The sequence below is a fragment of the Bacillota bacterium LX-D genome (assembly GCA_031628995.1).
Classification (GTDB): Bacteria; Bacillota; DUOV01; order DUOV01; family Zhaonellaceae; genus JAVLUO01.
Window position 1 is genome coordinate 1 of record JAVLUO010000007.1, and the last position, 17,846, is coordinate 17,846.

Here is a 17,846-nt window from a genome sequence, read left to right on the forward strand (position 1 = left end):
GATGGACACCCTTGTCTTAGGCTAACGGTTGGCACTATCAACCCCCGTATCGGACTTTCACCGACGAGCAAGCGCCCATGCTAGGCGCACAAAATAAAGGAGACATGAAAATCATGTCTCCTTTATTTTGTGGTAGCGGTGATTGGATTTGAACCAATGACACTACGGGTATGAACCGTATGCTCTGACCATCTGAGCTACACCGCCACATTTATGGTTGCGGGGGCTGGATTTGAACCAACGACCTTCGGGTTATGAGCCCGACGAGCTACCAACTGCTCCACCCCGCGATGGAAGGTACTTTTATATTATGAGGTATAGTTGCTAAAAAGTCAAGCAACAATTTATTTCAAAATAATCTTGGCCCCAGCAGCTAAAAGTCCAATCCCAATCAATTTATACCAACAAAAACTCAATTTTTCCAAGCCAAATAAACCTAAACAGTCGACAATAAACGCCGCAGATACCTGCCCTACAATAATAGCCGCCGTGGCTTGGGCTGCCCCCACTTTAGGCATACTAACTACGACTCCATAAGTTATAACTACTCCTAAGATACCTCCCAAATAATAATACCAAGGGGCTTGGATTAGCTTGCTAAAATCGTTGTTTCCCCAACGGAAACCAAATATAATCAGCAATACGGCAATAGTCGCCGTTAAATGTACTAGTAAGGTAGCTTCCCATAGGCCAATGACTTTACTTAAACCTGTATTCATGGATCCTTGGATAGCCATAGTAACTCCAGCAATTCCAGCTATCAATAAAGCAACTAAGCTTTCTGACATTTTTTCACTCCTTAAAATTTCGATTTTTCCTACTGTCTTAGTATTATAATCAAACTCATTTTTATGTAGAACAGCTTTTGGTAATTACCTTAAACCTTTGGATTCTTTACCAGGATAAATATCTGAACTTAGGGGAAAATAAATTTACATGATTTTTAAGAAAGGAACATTGGCATGAAAAATCATTCATTAAAAATAGTATGTGCAATCTTCCTATATTTAATTTTAGCTAGTACTGCCTTTGCCCAAGAAACTAAAATTTGGGGGTGCGATGAATTCTATCGCCAATTAAAACTTACTAGCCCTTACTTAAAAGGATATGATGTTTTTGAATTAGAAGAAAGGCTCCAAGAATTAGGCTATAACCCAGGCCAAATAGACGGAGTATTTGATCAGAAAACAAAAACTGCCGTTCAACAGCTGCAAAAGCATAAAAAACTGTCACCTTCTGGAATAGTAGATTTAGCTGTTTGGTCTGCTTTAGGCGAAAACTGCGTCCAGCCTACAAGCAACCACAAAACTCCCCCTCCTCAAGGCAGAGTCAAAATTATTATTGACCGAGATAAACACTTTTTACAGATTTGGTCTAATGGCAGCTTATATAAGCAATATGCTGTTGCGGTAGGTAAAAATGAAACTCCATCTCCAATTGGAGAGTGGAAGGTTATAAGTAAAGGTACTAATTGGGGAACAGGATTTGGTACACGTTGGATAGGATTAAACGTTCCATGGGGTATTTACGGAATCCATGGCACTAATAAGCCTTGGTCAATTGGCCGCATGGCCTCCCATGGCTGTTTTAGAATGCATAATAAGCAAGTAGAAGAAATTTTCCCTTGGATAAAAATTGGTACTCCCGTTACAGTTAAAGGAAAGCTTTACGGAATGAAACATCGATTACTAAAAAAGGGCAACACAGGACAAGATGTAGTATTTGTTCAACTTTGTCTCCGGGAAGAAAAACTTTTATGGATTCCAGCCGACGGACGCTTTGGTGAAAGTACAGAACAAGCTTTAATACTTTACCAATTGCTGCATAATTTACCTGCTACAGGCCAGGTAGATCAAGTAACATGGGATCTGATGAGCAATAAAAGTGAATAAGACTTTACGTTAATGATTTTTGTAATTCCATAATAATTCCTTCCAGCAAATCACTTTCAGAAACAGTTATAGATACAGCTTGAATTTCCTGTAGGATATTAGCAATAATTTTAGTCCCGGCAACAATAATATCCGCTCTTTGAGGGTTTAAGCCCGGGACTTTTTGCAATTCTTTAATTGTAAGTTTTTGTAAAAAGCATAAAATCTTTTGAATATTTTCCGCTCTTAAAATAAATCCTTGTACTTTTTTAGGATCATAAATATCTAACTTTTGGAAAATAGCAGCAAGAGTAGTTATTGTTCCCCCTACGCCAATTAAATTTAAAGGTTGTAAATTCTTAAGTTCTTCTAACACTGGCTTTAAAGCAGCTATTATTTGCCCATCATTCCAATTGCCTTCTGTACAACGTACGGCTCCTACATTGATACTGGTTTTTTGTAAATCATTTTGATTGTCCAAATATATTATTTCCGTACTGCCTCCACCTATATCTATAACCACTGGGTTAGTTAAATGCTTATGGCTGCTAACGGCCCCGGCATAACTAAGCCAACCTTCTTCATGGCCTGATATTATTTCAACCTTTATGCCTCTTCCTTCAGCTCCTGCCAATAATAACTCCTTGTTATCTGCATCTCTGGCTGCACTTGTAGCAACAATGCGATAACCATCAACATTATACTTATTTAAAACATTGTAGAAACAAGCAACAGCATCTAAAGTACGCTCTATTGCCTCTTTCTTCAAAAGATTAGTTTCCTGCACACCTTCCCCAAGCCTCGTAATTTTTATATCTCGATAAATTGGTATAAATTCATTAGAAAAATGGCCAATTAATAACCGTACAGAATTTGTGCCAATATCTATTGCTCCATACATTTTTCAACCCTCCAACAATTGCAATAATACTAAAAAAGGTACCCCTTTTGAGTACCCTTAATTCCTAGTATTTTATTGCTCCTCTTCCGCCTCGTTTAGATTCCGTGTTTTTACGTAAATCTTGCAATCTTTCGTCACTATCTTTTAGAAATTTCGCTAGCTTATCTTCGAAAGATATTTGATTTTCCTTATTCTGTCGCCGTCCTTTAGACGCATTGCTATTTGATTTAGCATTGTAATTCGGTTTAGCTTGTTTAATGGAAAGACCAATTTTACCTTGAGGATCTACATTGATAACTTTAATCGAAACACGGTCATTTTCCTTTAAATAATCTTTTACGTCTTTAACATAGGCGTCAGCAACTTCCGAAATATGCACTAGGCCGGTCACACCTCCGGGAAGCTCCACAAAAGCTCCAAATTTAGTAATCCCAGTGACCACACCTTCAACAATGCTGCCTACCTCAATGGACATATTAGCCATATTCCTCCTAACAGTTTAACGTACCTTAATTATACTTTCGCATAAAGCTCGTGTCAATAATACCTTGTAAATAATAGGTTAATCATAAATTTCTTTTTTGCCTTCCGTTTGCAATTGCATTACTTTACCTGGTTTAGCTAACAGTAAAACTTTTTCTCCTTTTTTAACTAAACCTAAGTTTTCCCGGGCAATTTTTTCTACATATTGGGCACTACTTACCATCCGTCTCTGGCTTTCTAAGTCATGTTTCTTAGCTAAAAGTAAATTTTTCTGAGCCGTTAAGGCACTTATTTCTTTATCAGCTTGATTTATTTTAATTTGCCATTGTCCTAATAAAATTATTAGGTACGCTATAATAGCAACGCATACAAATCTTCTGCCTTTAAAACGCATTTTTCTTTTTTTTCGCAATCTTTTACTTGACTTAGTATTGTTAATTTCTTGATAAAAAGGCTCCCCAGCAGGACCATATATCTTCGGTGCACTAGACAAAACTTATTCACCTTCTCTATTAATGTCACTATAACAAATCTAAAAAAATTTGGAACTGCAGCAGTCATCTGGCAGCCCTTCTTTAGTTAAAAACGTGGATTACATATCCCCAAATTTATCCACATTATATCCACAAATTGTGGATAATTATTGTAGATAACTAGTAGTTTTAATTCTACGTAAGCCAAAAATATCCTGCCTAGTAATAAAAACGTTTTTCAGACACAATTTTTTATAAATCATTTTTTTTATACAATTTACCAAACCATGCTTTGAGTTTTAAATATGGTTTTCTTAGTAATAATTTGCATTTTGTCAATAGCCCACTAATTAATTTAAGGGGAATTATAAATATGATTGCAATTATTTTCAAAGGATAAACTATAGCTTTAAAGCTTAAAACTATTAGTTTATACATGCAAATTAACCAATTATGCCAAAATTGCAGCATTACATTGCTGCAATACTTAAAATAGATAATTAGACCAATGGCCAAACCTAGAAAAACGTAAAATCTAACCTCTCCCCAATTGCTAAATAAAAGCAGCAAAAAAACAAGACCTGTTAAAATCAAGCAAAAAAGCAGGTCTGTTATCCCTAGCGTTAACTTCTTAGGTTTAACCAACCCCTGAATTGCACGGTATAAGTCAAATATTCCGCCAATGATTAGCCCAATAAAAATAGTATTTACAAAAAATTTAATTTGCAGGTATGCAGTTATCATTGGCCACCACCCTGTTATTTATCTATTTCAAAATTCTCTGAATTAAGCTTTTAGCTTTTTTCCCTTGTCCATCAGTATAAGTTAATTGATTTACTCGCCCGCTGACATTTAAGGTCCCATTTTCTAGATTCAAGACACTTATATTTAATTCCTCGCCTTTTATAATTAAGAGACCCAAAGTGGTTTGTAAGGTTATTTCTTCTTCATCATAATTGTCGACGTGAATCACACCTGTAATCAGCAGTTGTTTGCGTTCATCTAACTTAATCAGATGCTCTTTGTCTGCCATACAAGCTCACTCCCCTCTTTACTGATAAATATGCAAGTAGGAAATAAATATGAATAAATAAAATAAAAAGACCTGAAAAGAGAAGTTCAATTTATTCTCTCTTCAGGTCTTTTGTAAATTAGGATTGTATTTACTTCCACATTCTTTCAATTTTAATATTGCGAAAATAGTAGTGCACAATGTCAGAGGCTTTTTTGCCTTGCTCAGCTAAGGCTCTAGCCCCCCATTGGCTCATGCCTACTCCATGGCCATATCCCTTCCCAGTCACGACTAACTTTCCATTGGCTATCATTAGGCCAGTGAGCAAAGTAGACCGCATTTGCTCATTCCCCAAAGCTAAACGCAATGCCGGGGCACCTACAACTGCATTGCCAATTTTAATTTTTACAGCTCGGCCCGAAGGACCTTTTTGCACAACAGATGCCTTAGTTGGATTTTCTCCAATATTTTGGCCTGTCAGCTTTTGCACTGCTGCTCTCACCTGATCTAGAGGGAAAACAGCTTTCCAAGCTTTATTTTCAGGTACAGTTATTTTAAAGCCCGGATCTTCTACACTATGAATATAGGGAGTTTTTTCTTTAGTATAAGCTAAGCCTTCAGCAGCAGATGCAGATGTCCTTCCTCCTGCGTCAGCAAAAAACCAACCATTAATGTAGTTCCCTTTGTAAGTAGCTACCATGCCTCGGGTAGAATCTACCGCTGCAATTACGTTCTGGTTTATTCTTGCAGGGTCATAGGCCTGAAACTCCTTCACATCTGTTGAAGCATCTGTTCCATGGGCTTCTACGCCCCCTTGGGCAATCTTCTTTAAAGTAAATGTTCTAGCAATTATTGCTTGAGCAGCTAATGCCTCTCTTGGCCAAGTAGGCTCCATTTCAGCCGCTACTACGCCTTTTAAATATTCTTCTAGTTTAATTTTTTGAGTTTGACCTTTTTCATTGACGTATAAGGAAATCGTTGGTTCTTTTGTATATTGGCTGTTTCTTGCTCCTGGTTTTTTAGCAGCATTGTCACAAGCTGTAAGCAAGAGAGAACTTACAAATAAAGCACTGACTAAACATAGCATTGGTTTTTTGTACTTAAACATAAAAATACCTCCAGTTCCAATAAGTTCACTTTTATTGTTCACCAAAGGCAAATAATTTATCCACAATATTTACTATTTTACTGTCTCCTGTAGAACCTCATAAAGATCTTTCGCCTCATTGGCTCTAACTGTTTCGGGGGTAGCTAAAATTTTTACCTCAATTTCTTTGATTCCTAAATCAATTTTCAGTACATCTTCTGTTTTTACTTCAGTCCCAGCCTTAGCTGGCCTGCCGTTGAGCAGCACTCTGCCACTATCACATACTTCTTTAGCAATAGTCCTTCTTTTGATAATGCGTGATATTTTTAAGTACTTATCCAGCCGCATATTCTCCTCCTCGTTATAAGCAAAATCAGGCTCTTAAGGCCTGACTTTTAACCTGCTTTATTGGCTAACACCATCTTTTAAAGCCTTACCCGGTTTAAAGGCTGGTACCTTTGTAGCAGGAATATTAATTTCTTCTCCAGTTTTTGGATTACGTCCAGTACGAGAAGCACGTTCACGAACTTCAAATGTTCCAAATCCTACTAATTGGACTTTATCACCTTGAGCTAAAGCATCGGATATAGTATCGAATAAAGCGTTTACAACTTTTTCTGCTTCTTTCTTAGTGATTTCGGCTTTCTCAGCCACGCTGCTAACCAAATCGGTTTTATTCAAGAAAATCCCTCCTATGAAAAGAATCACTGTAAAACTATTCGCTGCTCTACAACATTCTCCTGCAATATTTTCCTAACATTTCTTAAAAAGTCTCTGATTCAATAGTTTTTTGCCTTTTCCCAAAGCTTGTCCATTTCTTCCAATGATAATTCCTGTAATTCCAATTCTTGTTTTTGCGCTTCCTTTTCAATAAATCGAAAGCGTTTAATAAACTTGACAATGGTTTGTTGCAAAGCTTCTTCAGGGTCTACTTTTAAAAATCTACTTACATTAACTACTGAAAATAACACATCTCCGATTTCCTCACGAATATTAGCTAAATCGCCGTTGGCAATCCCGGTTTCCAGTTCTTTTAACTCTTCCTGAACCTTATTCCAAGGTTCTTTGATATTTGGCCAATCAAATCCTACTTTAGCCGCTCTATTTTGTACTTTTTCCGCCCTATACAAAGCAGGTAATCCTCTTGGAATATCCATCAGAGTTTTTTGTCCCTGAGCATTCTTTTCCAGCTTCTTTATTTCGTCCCAATTGACAAGTACTTCATCAGAATTTTCAACGTGAACTTCTCCAAAAACGTGGGGATGGCGGCGAATCATTTTATTAGTAACTGCTTCAATTACGTCATTCATGTTAAAAGAATGCTTCTGATCAGCTAACTCAGCATGAAATACTATTTGTAATAATAAGTCTCCCAATTCGTCACATAATTTATACATATTTTGTTCTTCGATAGCTTCGATTACTTCGTAACATTCTTCTATTAAATAGCGTTTAAGTGATTCATGGGTTTGCTCTTTATCCCAAGGACAGCCATTTTCGCTTAACAAAGTACGCATAACATTAGTTAATGGATCCAAAGGAAATTCAGTCTGCTGAATATTTTGGGCTGTGCCGGGAGGAAGATAAAGACTTGTTAAGTGGTCAATCCACGGAATGCGGTCTAGTTCGTAAAGCCTAATGGTCTCCTTCCGTTCCATATTTTTAACTCCAGCTGCTTGAATTAAAGTTACCTCATAATCGTCAGGATATTTATCCATTAAAGTTAGTTTAACCTCGGAAGCAATTCTTCGGTCATAAAGCTGAGTAATAATTAAACCTAAAGCTGGAGTTAACTCCTGAGCATCTAAAACTAAAGCATCTTTTACTACAATTCCTTTCGTAGGGTCTATAGCTAGAGCCGCATAGATAGCATCTAAACAACTCATGGCAGGTAAAATACTTACGTTTATCCCCTTTGCATTAGCTGCTTCCTTTAATAAAGGTACCGTTGTTTCCGCAACTAAAGGATGACCGGGGACTGCGTAGATTATTTCTGGATTATCCTTTGTTAAAGACAACAACTTTTGCACAATAGCCTCATAGACACTTTCAAAAGTACCTTTTTCTTCGTACAAAAAATCAAAAGAACTTATTTTTAGACCAAGCTCACGTAATTCTGAAACAGCTGGATGTTTTTCAGTACGAGCTATGATTAGGGGTGCTTTTTTTAACAAAATTAAGCTTTCCATAGGAATAAGTCCCAAACCGCCAGGGCCTAAACCAAGTACTGTAATGGAACCTGCTGCCATTTCTTTCACCTCAGTAATTTAAATTTTTGTAATACTACTGCTAGCCTAGAACCTATTTTAGGCACTGCAACAATATCTTCTTTTTTGATGGCACCTAATATAAATAAAGTTACAAAGTATGCTACCATACCAACCAAAACGGTAACCAAGATCCCTAAATTTAAAGAATAGGGAGCAAGGAATAAATAGCTTTTAGGTACAACTAAAGCCATAATTGCCACAGCAATAATTGGTTTAATAAGCATTTTCCAAAATTCAACTTTGTACTTTAGTAAATTAGTTAAAATTATATAATTAAGAATAAATGCCAAACCAAAAGCACCCACAGTAGCCACTGCTGCGCCTCTAATTTCTATACCTGGTATAGCTGTCAAATAATAGTTTAACCCGCATTTGAGAATTATGCCAAGTAATAAATTAATAACTGGTCAAAAAGATTTATACAAACCCTGCAATGCTCCGGCAGTAGTTTGGTACAATCCCCAAAAAAGTATTCCAGGAGCCAAAATAGTTAAAATAGCAAAACTTTTTGGGCCAGAAAGTCAGCAGCAAAGAGGATGGCACCGCTGCAAAGAAGCCCGGTAAAAGCAAGTAAGTACAGGGAAATATAAAAAATTCTCCTGCCCCTTGATAGTCATTTTTGGCAAGACACTCTGCCACTAGAATTGAAATAGCTGCTGGTACTCCTGCAGTAGACAATGCCAGGATGCAGGCATAAATAGGATAAGCCATTTGATAGAGGCCCATACCCTTTATCAAAAAAGGATTAAACCAATGGTTTAATCCTTTTTTGATAAAAATTAATAACTACAGTTAGAGCATAGTCATACACAAAAAAAATTCCCTGCCAGGCTAGCCACAGCCACCTAAGGTCTATTTTAATTGGCACCTCAGCCCAAAGTAATTCCTTAGCTAAATAATAGGTTCCCAAAAGGGCCAGATTAAAAACACAGCTTTTTAATATTATTTCCAAATATAAATTCCGGAGACTTTCGATATACCACTTCCAAATGCCATAATGGCCTAAAAAAACGATATAAGGAAATACTTTAAACTTATCTGGTAAAAAAACTGCAGCTAATAGACCAGTTCCCAGATAAAAGAACCATCCCGCTGAAGCTCCGAATTCTAGAATCATAATTGCGGAAAATACTGAACTCAAGCCATAGAAAAATAACTTATTTGTAGGAAGGAGAGAAGCTAAATATAAGGAAAGCAGAACAAAAGAAGCCAGAATACCGCTTAAGGCTATTCGCCGTCCTTTGGAACTTCTCTTATCTTCACGGGGAGCCATTCAAACAACCTCTCTTTAACAGCACTCAATAATATCGCAGCCAACGCATTCACAACAGCTGTCACAGCACCAAATGGTACACAAGGTTTGGCAGCAGTCGCCACCGCCTCCACCACCACGGTAACCTTTCTGCCAAGCACGATCATAATATTCCTGATGTTTTTGCTGCTGAAAACCGTTATTTTGATAATAATTGTTTTGATAATAAGGTTCTTGGTAAGTGGGACCATTCTTCAGCAGCTGATTATATGCTTCGTTAATTTCTTTCATTTTTTCCTGGGCTAAATCTGCCAAAGGATTATCTCTGTATTTATCAGGATGATATTTTTTTACTAATTCCCGATATGCATTTTGAATCTCTTCTTTAGAAGCCCCTCTTCTGACACCTAAAATTTCGTAATTGTCCCCCACCTGCTTCACAACTCCTTTGACCTAAAATACCTAAAACTTGCTCCGTCTTTGTTAACATTCCCACGTAGACAATATTTTCAATAATACCCTTATGCTTATAGAGGTTTAATAGTTCAAAACTTTTACTTAATTCTGCCAATAAATCAATGAGGACAGGCTGCAAGACAGGACGTATTTTAGCTTTAAATTGGTCAATAGGCTCACCTTTATAGGAAAAAGCTAATAGAAGTGGATTATAGGATTTTTTTTGCACATCTTTTTCTAAGTCATCACAGGCATCAACCAAATAAACCCACTGTCCTAAAATAAATCCTAGCCAACTTAGAACTCGTCCCTGGGGAGATACTTCTAAATGACTTGGAAATATACCCGACAGTATTTGACCAAAAGCCTCGGCAGGCTGTTTAAAATCCGGGCATTTTGCTTTTTCCAAGGCAGCTATCTTAGCTAAGCCTTTTTTAATTAAAGCGTTTTTTTCTTCCTGCCTGGAGGCTGCTTTCCCATAGGCCTTTTTTAAAAGCAGCATCCCACTTCCTGCTTGAAATGATTTATCGTCATTCCAATTATCAACTATGTTATGGTAGGCAAGCAGCAAATTCACATCTGCAGCATAGTCTAAAAATGAATTATTGATGATCATTCTGTGTTTAACTAAAGGATTAAACAAGCAATGCTTAGTTGCAGCATTTTCCGGTTCAGAGTTAAGTGAAGAAAGCAATAAGCCTAGAAAAGTTGAATCATAATTAAGCAGCAAACTGCCGAATCTTCCATATCTATTTTTGAGGGACAAACAAAGCCCGCAGTAATACGACCGGAAAATAGTATATTCTCGAAGTTTAAGTTCTGCCTTTTCCGGCAGTATATATCCAAACATAATAACCTAACTATTCTCCACAAAGGGAGCAATATCCTTCTTCTTTAATCAATACAATCTGGTTCCTTGAGCAACCAATTTATGAAGAAAGAAAAGTGGCTCCATTGTTATATTTATTTTCGAAAAAAGCTGAGCAAGGGAGGAACGATAATAAATATCAATGCCATTAACATGAGCTTTTTCGTAATTACTATCTTTAGTCAAGTCAATTTTTCCCAAACGCACGGCAGGGTAGCTTTTCGGCTGAGTCCCACCGCATCAGGAACCGCCAGGCAGCTCCACTTTATCAACAATAATACTTGCAGATTTGCGCAGAATATATTCTTGCGCCTCTACTGCTAAACTAAATTCCATAATTAAAACCCTTTCTAAAACTAATGTAATGCTTTAACTATTCTTCTTTTCTTGCTAAAATCCTTTTCTATTTGCAACAAAGGCAGCAAAAAGGCGCCTTACCAGCGCCTTATTGTTCCATTTGTTTAGCCAAAAAACCTGCTGCTGTTTCCGCCAGTTTTAGCTCCATTTCCCCCATTTGAACATTAGGTTCTTTTGTGCAAAGGATAACTGCTCCAATAGGATCTCCTTCAGAAATAATAGGGGCTATTACCTCGGAGGTAAATTTACATTCCTGGCCTTTTTCTGAAGAAGAGCACTCAATACATAAATTATGTTGCCCAGGCTCATTAATAAGTACAGATTTTCTATCTTCCATTACTTTATCAATAGCAGGACCATTTGGCTTATTTAAAAATTCTTTTTTCGGGGCCCCAGAGACAGCTATAATATTATCACGATCAGCAATACAAGCTATATGTCCAATCGCTTCATACAACGAATCAGCATATTCTTTAGCGAAATCACCTAATTCACCAATTGGGGAGTATTTTTTTAAAATTACTTCACCTTCACGATCCACGAAGATTTCAAGAGGATCCCCTTCGCGAATACGTAGGGTTCTTCGTATTTCTTTTGGGATTACCACCCGGCCTAAATCATCAATACGTCGTACAATCCCCGTCGCCTTCAATTATATCCCTCCTTTTGGCTAAATTCCTTATAGTCAACTTTCACTGTTAGTATATATCAGCCAAGGAGAGATTATTCATTTTTTCCATTAGTACCTAAAAAAAGTTCAAGCCCTATTTTCTAAAAAATACAAGCCTGGCAGTCCATATTATACTGCCAGGCCTATATTAATTAGCTTTTATTAGTCCCACTTTCTTTTTCTTGTGTATTCTCCTTTTGCTGTGTATCCTGTTTTCGCTGTGTCTTTTCTTTTTCCAGCTTATTCTCTATTTTCGCCTTTTTCATAGCATCATTGAAAAACTGGTCAAATTTTTCGTTTTTTTGCTCATCGAGAAGTTGTTTCTTCACATCTTCCTTCAACTGTTCATACTGATCTTGCCGATCTATTACTTTAATCACATGGTAGCCAAAAGAGCTTTTAACCGGTTTTTCGCTTATTTTCCCTTTAGCTATCTTCAAAGCACCAGCTGTAAACTCTGCGTCGTAAGGACTATTGCTCATGGAAAAATATTGATCTAAAGCACCGCCGCTGGTCTTTGCTGCAGGCTCATCGGATTCTTTTTTGGCGAGAGCTGCAAAGTCGGCCCCGGCATTAAGCTTTTCAATCCAAACTTTGGCCCTAGCTTCAGCCTTTTTTAATTGAGCTTCATTGGCTTCTCCTGCTTTAGCCTGGGCTAGAATATGACTTACCTTTACCTTAATAAAGTTATCTTTATATTTATTAAAGAAATTTTTCGCTTCCTGATCCGTTACTTTCACGTCTTCTGTAACCTTATTAAAAAGTTGTTCAAATAAAAAATTAGTTTCTATACTTTCTTTAACTTCAGCTTCCGTTATTTTTTGGCTTTTTAGCATCTCGGCAAATTGTTTCTCACCGTAAAGCTTCTTCATGCCGTTTAATTCATCTTGTACTTTTTTCTTATCTACTTTCAGGTTTTCTTTTTTTGCTTCCTGTTTTAAAACGGTTTCCTGAATCATTTGGTTCAAAACCTGTTGTTCTAAGGTCTTGAGCAATTCCTTCCCTTCATCACCTTCAAACTTAAAGCCTTGCATTTCATACATTGATTTCATTTGTTGAACCCTTTTGTCAAGTTCGAGGCGAGTAATCTTTGTATTGTTGACTTTAGCCACATAATCTTGTCCGCAGCCAGCAAGCAAAAAAACTGCCAGTATAAGTAAACTTCCAAGCTTGTACCAACGTTTAATTTTTTTCACTAAGTTTCCACTACCTTTCTTAAGCACGCTGCTTAAACAACAATTAACCCTAATTATACAGTCCACTTTAACTTTGAGCAAGTTTTTTGATTTTTTTAACTACTTTTAATAATCCTACTAAAACTTTATCCGGAGCCAACTGACCCGTTTTAATGGTGATAACTAAGCCATCAGAGGCCTTAAAACTTAAACGGCGTGGGAATGCCTTATCTAAAGCGAAAAATTGTTCTCCTTTTAAAGGACTTTCCACAAATTCAATTACCGCTATACTCTTTTGAGTCTGAATTAATTTTATTTTTAATTCTCGAGCTAATACTTTTAAAAGTGCAATTTGGATTAAATTCTGCATGGGTAAGGGAGGTTCCCCAAAGCGGTCAATAAGTTCGTCAATTATCTCAGCTATTTCCTGCTCTTCTTCAGCAGCTCCCAGCCTTTGATAGAATTCCATTTTCAAACCTGAATTAGCAATATATTTATCACTAATATAGGCATCCACTGCAATTTCTAAGACTGGTTGAAACTCTGGTTCTTTGGGGCTTTCGCCTTTTAGCTGTTCAACGGCTTCCTCTAGAAGACGACAATATAAATCAAAGCCTACTGCCAATATGTGTCCATGCTGCTCAGGCCCTAATAAATTACCAGCCCCCCTAATCTCTAAATCTCGCATGGCAATTTTAAATCCTGAACCAAATTCTGTGAATTCGCGGATGGCCCTTAGCCTTTTCTCTGCAGTGGGGTTAAGTACTTTATCCCGGCGATAAGTAAAATAAGCATAGGCTACTCTATTACTGCGTCCTACCCGGCCCCTTAATTGGTAAAGCTGTGCTAAACCAAGGTTATCAGCCTCATTAACAATCAATGTATTAACATTACTAATGTCTAAGCCATTCTCCACAATTGTGGTACACACCAGCACATCCAAATCGCCTTCAATAAAAGCAACCATTACTTGTTCCAGCTCGTCTTCCTTCAATTGTCCATGAGCCATGCCAATTTTAGCTGCAGGCATAAGCTGCTGCAGATGAGCAGCTACCCGGTCCATATCTGCAATTCTGTTATGGATAAAGTAAACCTGGCCGCCCCTATTTAATTCCCGGCGGATAGCGTCCCTAATCAGTTCCGAACTATATTCCACAACGTAGGTCTGCACTGGATAACGTTCTTCCGGCGGTGTTTCAATAATACTCATATCCCTGCCGCCAGCTAAAGACATATGGAGGGTTCGAGGGATAGGAGTTGCCGTTAATGTTAACACATCTACACTTTCCCTGATTTGTTTTAATTTTTCTTTATGAGCTACTCCAAACCTTTGCTCCTCGTCCACTATAACCAACCCTAAATCTTTAAACTTAACATCTTTAGAGAGGAGCCTATGAGTGCCAATAACAATATCCAAGTTTCCCTCTTTAATTTGCTGCAGTACGAGGCGTTGTTCTTTGCTGCTTCTAAAGCGATTCAAGAGTCCTATCTTGACAGCAAAAGAATCCATCCGTTGGACAAAGGTATTATAGTGCTGTTGTGCCAATACAGTAGTGGGGACTAAAACAGCAACCTGCTTTGAATCTACAACAGCTTTAAAAGCGGCCCTTAAAGCGACTTCAGTTTTTCCATAGCCTACATCCCCTACCAGAAGTCGGTCCATAGGCTTTGCTGCTTCCATATCCTTTTTAACTTCTTCAATAGCTTGTTCCTGGTCAGGAGTTTCCGTATAAGGGAATGCTTCCTCAAACTCTTTTTGCCACACTGTATCCGGAGAGAAAGCAAAACCTGTAGCAGCCTCCCTGGCAGCATATAATTTAAGTAAGTCCTTAGCCATATCCTGAACAGAAGCTTTGACTTTGCTTTTAGCCTTACTCCATTCATTGCCTCCCAGCTTACTCAGCCTAGGCTCATGACCCTCAGCGCCAATATATTTTTGGATTAAATCCAGTTGATCCGTAGGGATATATAATTTATCTTCACCGCTATACTGAATATGTAAATAGTCTTTATACACCCCACCTACTTCCAGCTGGTTAATTCCTAAATACCGCCCAATACCGTGGTGAAGATGAACCACATAATCTCCTACTTTTAAGTCCGTAAATACCCCAATCTTACTGCCTTCTTGCCCAGTCTTACGTGTTTTTTTCTTTTTCCTTTGACCGAATACTTCTTGTTCCGTGATAATTACAAGTTCTAATTCAGGATATTCAAAACCCTGGTTTAAAAGGCCAATGCTAATGATTACTCCTGCTTCCACTCTACTCTCTAAGTCTTGAATCACCATACTTTCAATATCATGATCAGCCAATAATCCTTGAAGAAATTTAGCTTTTTCTAAGTTGTCCGTCAAAAAAATAACTCTATATTTCTTTCTTCTCCAAAGCCCAACTTCCTCTGCCAGTAATTTAAACTTACTCATAAAAGGAATCATGGTTTTTGTTTTGACGCTGATAATATTTTGCAATACTGCTTTATTTAATTTTTGCGGTAAAGCACTAAAAAAAACTGCTGAATAGCCGGCCAAGAAGGAAGTAAATGAATTGTGGTGCGCATAAATTTTACCCTGGGAAGGCAGCATTGCGCCTGATTCAATTAAATCTGCAAAGGATTCAGATCTATCCTGCTCATACCTCTCTAAGTTTTCCACTACTCTATTGAGCTCATCCACAATCACAACAGGTTTTTTAGTAAAGTAATTTAAAATCGTATCGCCTTGGGGATAGAAATAAGGTTGGAAACGTTGTAAATTCTCTCCCCATTGCCCTTCATCAATTTTAGCCAAATCATCCGTAATTCTTTGATCCAAAGAATCTAATGCTTCCTTTTTGTCTAATTTTATTAGCTTTTTGCGCAGCTCTTGCCATTCCTGCTCTATCTTAACTCTTCCAGCCTGAGCTGCTTCAGTTGTTAAAACCATTTCATGTGCCGGACCCAAAGTAATAGATTTAATTTCTTCTACTGAACGCTGGTTTTCAAGCTGGAAAAAGCGGATAGAATCCACTTCGTCATCAAAAAACTCAATTCTCACTGGCTGCTCTTCGGTTAATAAATAAATATCTAATATTCCGCCACGAACAGCAAACTGTCCAGGGGCTTCGACTATTTCCACCCGTTCATAACCTAATTCTACAATTATTTGCAGCAGTTCATCCCAATTTAATACTTCCCCTTGTTCAATTTTAAAAGTGCTTTTTTCCAATACCTTCCTAGGAACCAATTGCTGCAAAGCTGCTTCTCCTGTCGTTACCAGGCACTTGATATTTCCCTCTATAAGGCGGGCCAATACCTTTAACCGCTCCCCTTGAATTTCTTTACTGGAAGCATAAACTTGGTAAGTAAGCATTTCCCGAGGCGGGAAAAATTCTATCTCCCCCGGCCAAAATAAAGCTAAATCAGCTGCTAAAGATCTGCCTTCTTCTTCGTTAGCAGTAATAGCTAGAACTGGATAATTGTTTTTAGCAGCAATTCCGGCTACCCAAAAACTTTTTTGAGAGCTAACTAGTCCAAAAACAGCTTGGCCTCCATAATTTTGCCTAATGCCTCTTAATAAACTTTGAAATTGTGATTCCTGGTCAAGGAGTTCTAATAAACCCTGGTGTTGCACCATGTAAACCTCCAAATAATAAATACGAAAAGATGGACACCAAGTCAGGCCTCCATACTATTTTTATCGTAATGGTCTGAAAAATATAACAGCTGTATTCCACAAAATATGGGCAACTGCTGCTGAAGCAATAGCTAACCAAATATTTGTGGAAGCCTGCCAAATAGTTTGCGTTAACCAGCCTAAAAAAGCATGACTTCCTAAACTAGTTAATGCCGCAGGCCAATCATCGTAACCAGGACTCAGCAAATCAATAATTGCTTCTACAGCTCCAAAAACAATGTGAATTGATAAAATGGAACTATGAGCAAAAATTGCTGCTGTAGTCTTCATAATTTCTTCCAGAACAGGGACAACAGTAAAAATCATTATTTTACCCCAAAGTTTCACCAGCCAAGAATTCACTACCCAGGCTGCAACCGCAGCTAGGAATCCTACGATGAGAAATATCTTTTTTGCCCCCTACATTAATAATTAATAGTTATTAACAATTATAATTATTCATGGCTTTTTCTAATCCATCACTAATTATTGTCAACACTGCTTCCGCTGCTTTTGGCAGCAAGTTTTGCAATATTTTCCATTCATTATCGGAAAAGCCGCTTAAAACATAGTCTGCAGTCTGCCAGCCTTGGGGAGGTCTCCCAATTCCTAGGCGAACTCTTTGAATTTTTTCTGTTCCTAGAATTTGGATAATATTGCCCATACCTTTTTGTCCGCCGGAACTGCCACTGTTCCGAATCCGTAATCTGCCTACAGCTAAATCTAAATCGTCGTAAATAACAATGAGATCTTGAGGCTGCAGCTTATACCAATGAAGTAAAGAACCAACTGCCTGACCGCTTAAATTCATATAGGTTTGAGGCTTGGCAATAATTATTTTTTCTTGCTGCCATCTGCCTTCAGCAACTAGGGATTGATGCTTGGATGCTGCTTTAAAATCAACTCCTAATTTATCTGCCAAAAAGTCAGCCGTAATGAAACCAATATTATGCCGTGTAGTTTCATAACGCGGCCCAGGATTCCCTAAACCAACTACAAGTTTCATAGCTCCCCCTCTTTCTGCTCTCCAATATTCTGCTTAGCTCTCCTAAATTCCTTTTTTAAAAATTAAGAATGCTAATTTCTTTAAATATTAGCTACAAAACCCAAAATTTTAATTAAGATAAAAATAACAATTATACCAAATATATATCCTAGCCCACCCCTTTTTGCAACTAAACTTTCTCTGGCAAAACCTCTTTTCCCTAAAGCCGGGGAAACCATTACATAAGACCATACTCCGCAGATTAGAAAAGCTGCAATGGCCCAAAAGGAAAAGATACTTTGGAGCCTTTCTATAATGTTGATCAGCATGCTTC

The 17,846-nt window shown here is 37.6% G+C and carries 21 protein-coding genes and 2 tRNA genes; 1 reads left to right on the forward strand and 22 read right to left on the reverse strand.

Going from position 1 to position 17,846, the window contains the following annotated elements; translation table 11 throughout:
- Window positions 1–130: 130 nt before the first annotated feature.
- The 3 genes from RDV78_07170 to RDV78_07180 form a co-directional block, all read right to left on the reverse strand.
- Window positions 131–207, reverse strand: a tRNA-Met gene (locus tag RDV78_07170).
- Window positions 208–214: 7 nt separating this feature from the next.
- A tRNA-Met gene (locus RDV78_07175) sits at window positions 215–290 on the reverse strand.
- A 54-nt stretch (window positions 291–344) separates the two neighbouring features.
- Complete coding sequence (locus RDV78_07180; protein MDS1030263.1) at window positions 345–788, reverse strand: DMT family transporter; 444 nt, start codon at window positions 786–788, stop codon at window positions 345–347.
- A gap of 174 nt (window positions 789–962) precedes the next feature.
- On the opposite strand from RDV78_07180, the gene RDV78_07185 reads away from it, so the two are divergent.
- Window positions 963–1,892 carry a peptidoglycan-binding protein gene (locus RDV78_07185; protein ID MDS1030264.1) on the forward strand — a complete coding sequence of 310 codons (930 nt, stop codon included), beginning with the start codon at window positions 963–965 and terminating at the stop codon, window positions 1,890–1,892.
- A gap of 4 nt (window positions 1,893–1,896) precedes the next feature.
- On the opposite strand, the gene RDV78_07190 is transcribed toward RDV78_07185, so the two are convergent.
- The 19 genes from RDV78_07190 to RDV78_07280 form a co-directional block, all read right to left on the reverse strand.
- Window positions 1,897–2,772 (reverse strand): Ppx/GppA family phosphatase, encoded by an 876-nt coding sequence (locus tag RDV78_07190; protein MDS1030265.1) that lies wholly within the window; start codon window positions 2,770–2,772, stop codon window positions 1,897–1,899.
- A gap of 64 nt (window positions 2,773–2,836) precedes the next feature.
- Window positions 2,837–3,247 (reverse strand): S1 domain-containing RNA-binding protein, encoded by a 411-nt coding sequence (locus tag RDV78_07195; GenBank protein ID MDS1030266.1) that lies wholly within the window; start codon window positions 3,245–3,247, stop codon window positions 2,837–2,839.
- A gap of 87 nt (window positions 3,248–3,334) precedes the next feature.
- Window positions 3,335–3,748: a septum formation initiator family protein gene (locus tag RDV78_07200; GenBank protein MDS1030267.1), complete on the reverse strand. Its 414-nt coding sequence runs from the start codon at window positions 3,746–3,748 to the stop codon at window positions 3,335–3,337.
- A gap of 746 nt (window positions 3,749–4,494) precedes the next feature.
- Complete coding sequence (gene yabP / locus RDV78_07205) at window positions 4,495–4,761, reverse strand: sporulation protein YabP (GenBank protein MDS1030268.1); 267 nt, start codon at window positions 4,759–4,761, stop codon at window positions 4,495–4,497.
- A gap of 130 nt (window positions 4,762–4,891) precedes the next feature.
- Window positions 4,892–5,848 carry a SpoIID/LytB domain-containing protein gene (locus RDV78_07210; GenBank protein MDS1030269.1) on the reverse strand — a complete coding sequence of 319 codons (957 nt, stop codon included), beginning with the start codon at window positions 5,846–5,848 and terminating at the stop codon, window positions 4,892–4,894.
- A gap of 72 nt (window positions 5,849–5,920) precedes the next feature.
- Window positions 5,921–6,175: an RNA-binding S4 domain-containing protein gene (locus RDV78_07215; GenBank protein MDS1030270.1), complete on the reverse strand. Its 255-nt coding sequence runs from the start codon at window positions 6,173–6,175 to the stop codon at window positions 5,921–5,923.
- Between the two features lie 57 nt (window positions 6,176–6,232).
- Window positions 6,233–6,508 carry an HU family DNA-binding protein gene (locus RDV78_07220; GenBank protein ID MDS1030271.1) on the reverse strand — a complete coding sequence of 92 codons (276 nt, stop codon included), beginning with the start codon at window positions 6,506–6,508 and terminating at the stop codon, window positions 6,233–6,235.
- Between the two features lie 98 nt (window positions 6,509–6,606).
- Window positions 6,607–8,076 (reverse strand): nucleoside triphosphate pyrophosphohydrolase, encoded by a 1,470-nt coding sequence (gene mazG, locus RDV78_07225; GenBank protein ID MDS1030272.1) that lies wholly within the window; start codon window positions 8,074–8,076, stop codon window positions 6,607–6,609.
- Window positions 8,077–8,081: 5 nt separating this feature from the next.
- Complete coding sequence (locus RDV78_07230; protein MDS1030273.1) at window positions 8,082–8,498, reverse strand: polysaccharide biosynthesis C-terminal domain-containing protein; 417 nt, start codon at window positions 8,496–8,498, stop codon at window positions 8,082–8,084.
- 16 nt (window positions 8,499–8,514) lie between these two features.
- Window positions 8,515–8,808, reverse strand: coding sequence for a hypothetical protein (locus RDV78_07235; protein ID MDS1030274.1), 294 nt, complete (start codon window positions 8,806–8,808; stop codon window positions 8,515–8,517).
- A gap of 34 nt (window positions 8,809–8,842) precedes the next feature.
- Complete coding sequence (locus RDV78_07240) at window positions 8,843–9,370, reverse strand: hypothetical protein (protein ID MDS1030275.1); 528 nt, start codon at window positions 9,368–9,370, stop codon at window positions 8,843–8,845.
- 15 nt (window positions 9,371–9,385) lie between these two features.
- Entirely contained in the window at window positions 9,386–9,781 is a 396-nt protein-coding gene (locus RDV78_07245) for a DnaJ domain-containing protein (protein ID MDS1030276.1), read from the reverse strand.
- Window positions 9,735–10,655 (reverse strand): DUF5685 family protein, encoded by a 921-nt coding sequence (locus tag RDV78_07250; protein ID MDS1030277.1) that lies wholly within the window; start codon window positions 10,653–10,655, stop codon window positions 9,735–9,737. Before RDV78_07250 ends, RDV78_07245 begins: the two co-directional genes overlap by 47 nt.
- Before the next feature lie 463 nt (window positions 10,656–11,118).
- Entirely contained in the window at window positions 11,119–11,682 is a 564-nt protein-coding gene (gene spoVT, locus RDV78_07255; protein MDS1030278.1) for a stage V sporulation protein T, read from the reverse strand.
- A gap of 170 nt (window positions 11,683–11,852) precedes the next feature.
- Window positions 11,853–12,896, reverse strand: a complete 1,044-nt coding sequence (locus RDV78_07260) for a SurA N-terminal domain-containing protein (protein MDS1030279.1) — start codon at window positions 12,894–12,896, stop codon at window positions 11,853–11,855.
- A 67-nt stretch (window positions 12,897–12,963) separates the two neighbouring features.
- Window positions 12,964–16,488 carry a transcription-repair coupling factor gene (mfd, locus tag RDV78_07265; GenBank protein ID MDS1030280.1) on the reverse strand — a complete coding sequence of 1,175 codons (3,525 nt, stop codon included), beginning with the start codon at window positions 16,486–16,488 and terminating at the stop codon, window positions 12,964–12,966.
- Between the two features lie 60 nt (window positions 16,489–16,548).
- Complete coding sequence (locus RDV78_07270; protein ID MDS1030281.1) at window positions 16,549–16,854, reverse strand: hypothetical protein; 306 nt, start codon at window positions 16,852–16,854, stop codon at window positions 16,549–16,551.
- Between the two features lie 115 nt (window positions 16,855–16,969).
- Window positions 16,970–17,533, reverse strand: a complete 564-nt coding sequence (gene pth / locus RDV78_07275) for an aminoacyl-tRNA hydrolase (GenBank protein MDS1030282.1) — start codon at window positions 17,531–17,533, stop codon at window positions 16,970–16,972.
- Window positions 17,534–17,613: 80 nt separating this feature from the next.
- Window positions 17,614–17,841, reverse strand: a complete 228-nt coding sequence (locus RDV78_07280; protein ID MDS1030283.1) for a hypothetical protein — start codon at window positions 17,839–17,841, stop codon at window positions 17,614–17,616.
- Window positions 17,842–17,846: the final 5 nt, after the last annotated feature.

Bases quoted from the DNA above. Each gene is read 5' to 3' on its own strand.
- RDV78_07210 (MDS1030269.1), bottom strand. From the start codon at position 5,848: ATGTTTAAGTACAAAAAACCAATGCTATGTTTAGTCAGTGCTTTATTT.
- mazG (MDS1030272.1), bottom strand. From the start codon at position 8,076: ATGGCAGCAGGTTCCATTACAGTACTTGGTTTAGGCCCTGGCGGTTTG.
- RDV78_07280 (MDS1030283.1), bottom strand. From the start codon at position 17,841: ATGCTGATCAACATTATAGAAAGGCTCCAAAGTATCTTTTCCTTTTGG.
- pth (MDS1030282.1), bottom strand. From the start codon at position 17,533: ATGAAACTTGTAGTTGGTTTAGGGAATCCTGGGCCGCGTTATGAAACT.
- mfd (MDS1030280.1), bottom strand. From the start codon at position 16,488: ATGGTGCAACACCAGGGTTTATTAGAACTCCTTGACCAGGAATCACAA.
- RDV78_07190 (MDS1030265.1), bottom strand. From the start codon at position 2,772: ATGTATGGAGCAATAGATATTGGCACAAATTCTGTACGGTTATTAATT.
- RDV78_07195 (MDS1030266.1), bottom strand. From the start codon at position 3,247: ATGTCCATTGAGGTAGGCAGCATTGTTGAAGGTGTGGTCACTGGGATT.
- RDV78_07215 (MDS1030270.1), bottom strand. From the start codon at position 6,175: ATGCGGCTGGATAAGTACTTAAAAATATCACGCATTATCAAAAGAAGG.
- RDV78_07180 (MDS1030263.1), bottom strand. From the start codon at position 788: ATGTCAGAAAGCTTAGTTGCTTTATTGATAGCTGGAATTGCTGGAGTT.
- RDV78_07240 (MDS1030275.1), bottom strand. From the start codon at position 9,370: ATGGCTCCCCGTGAAGATAAGAGAAGTTCCAAAGGACGGCGAATAGCC.
- RDV78_07250 (MDS1030277.1), bottom strand. From the start codon at position 10,655: ATGTTTGGATATATACTGCCGGAAAAGGCAGAACTTAAACTTCGAGAA.
- RDV78_07270 (MDS1030281.1), bottom strand. From the start codon at position 16,854: ATGATTTTTACTGTTGTCCCTGTTCTGGAAGAAATTATGAAGACTACA.
- RDV78_07185 (MDS1030264.1), top strand. From the start codon at position 963: ATGAAAAATCATTCATTAAAAATAGTATGTGCAATCTTCCTATATTTA.
- yabP (MDS1030268.1), bottom strand. From the start codon at position 4,761: ATGGCAGACAAAGAGCATCTGATTAAGTTAGATGAACGCAAACAACTG.
- RDV78_07235 (MDS1030274.1), bottom strand. From the start codon at position 8,808: ATGGCTTATCCTATTTATGCCTGCATCCTGGCATTGTCTACTGCAGGA.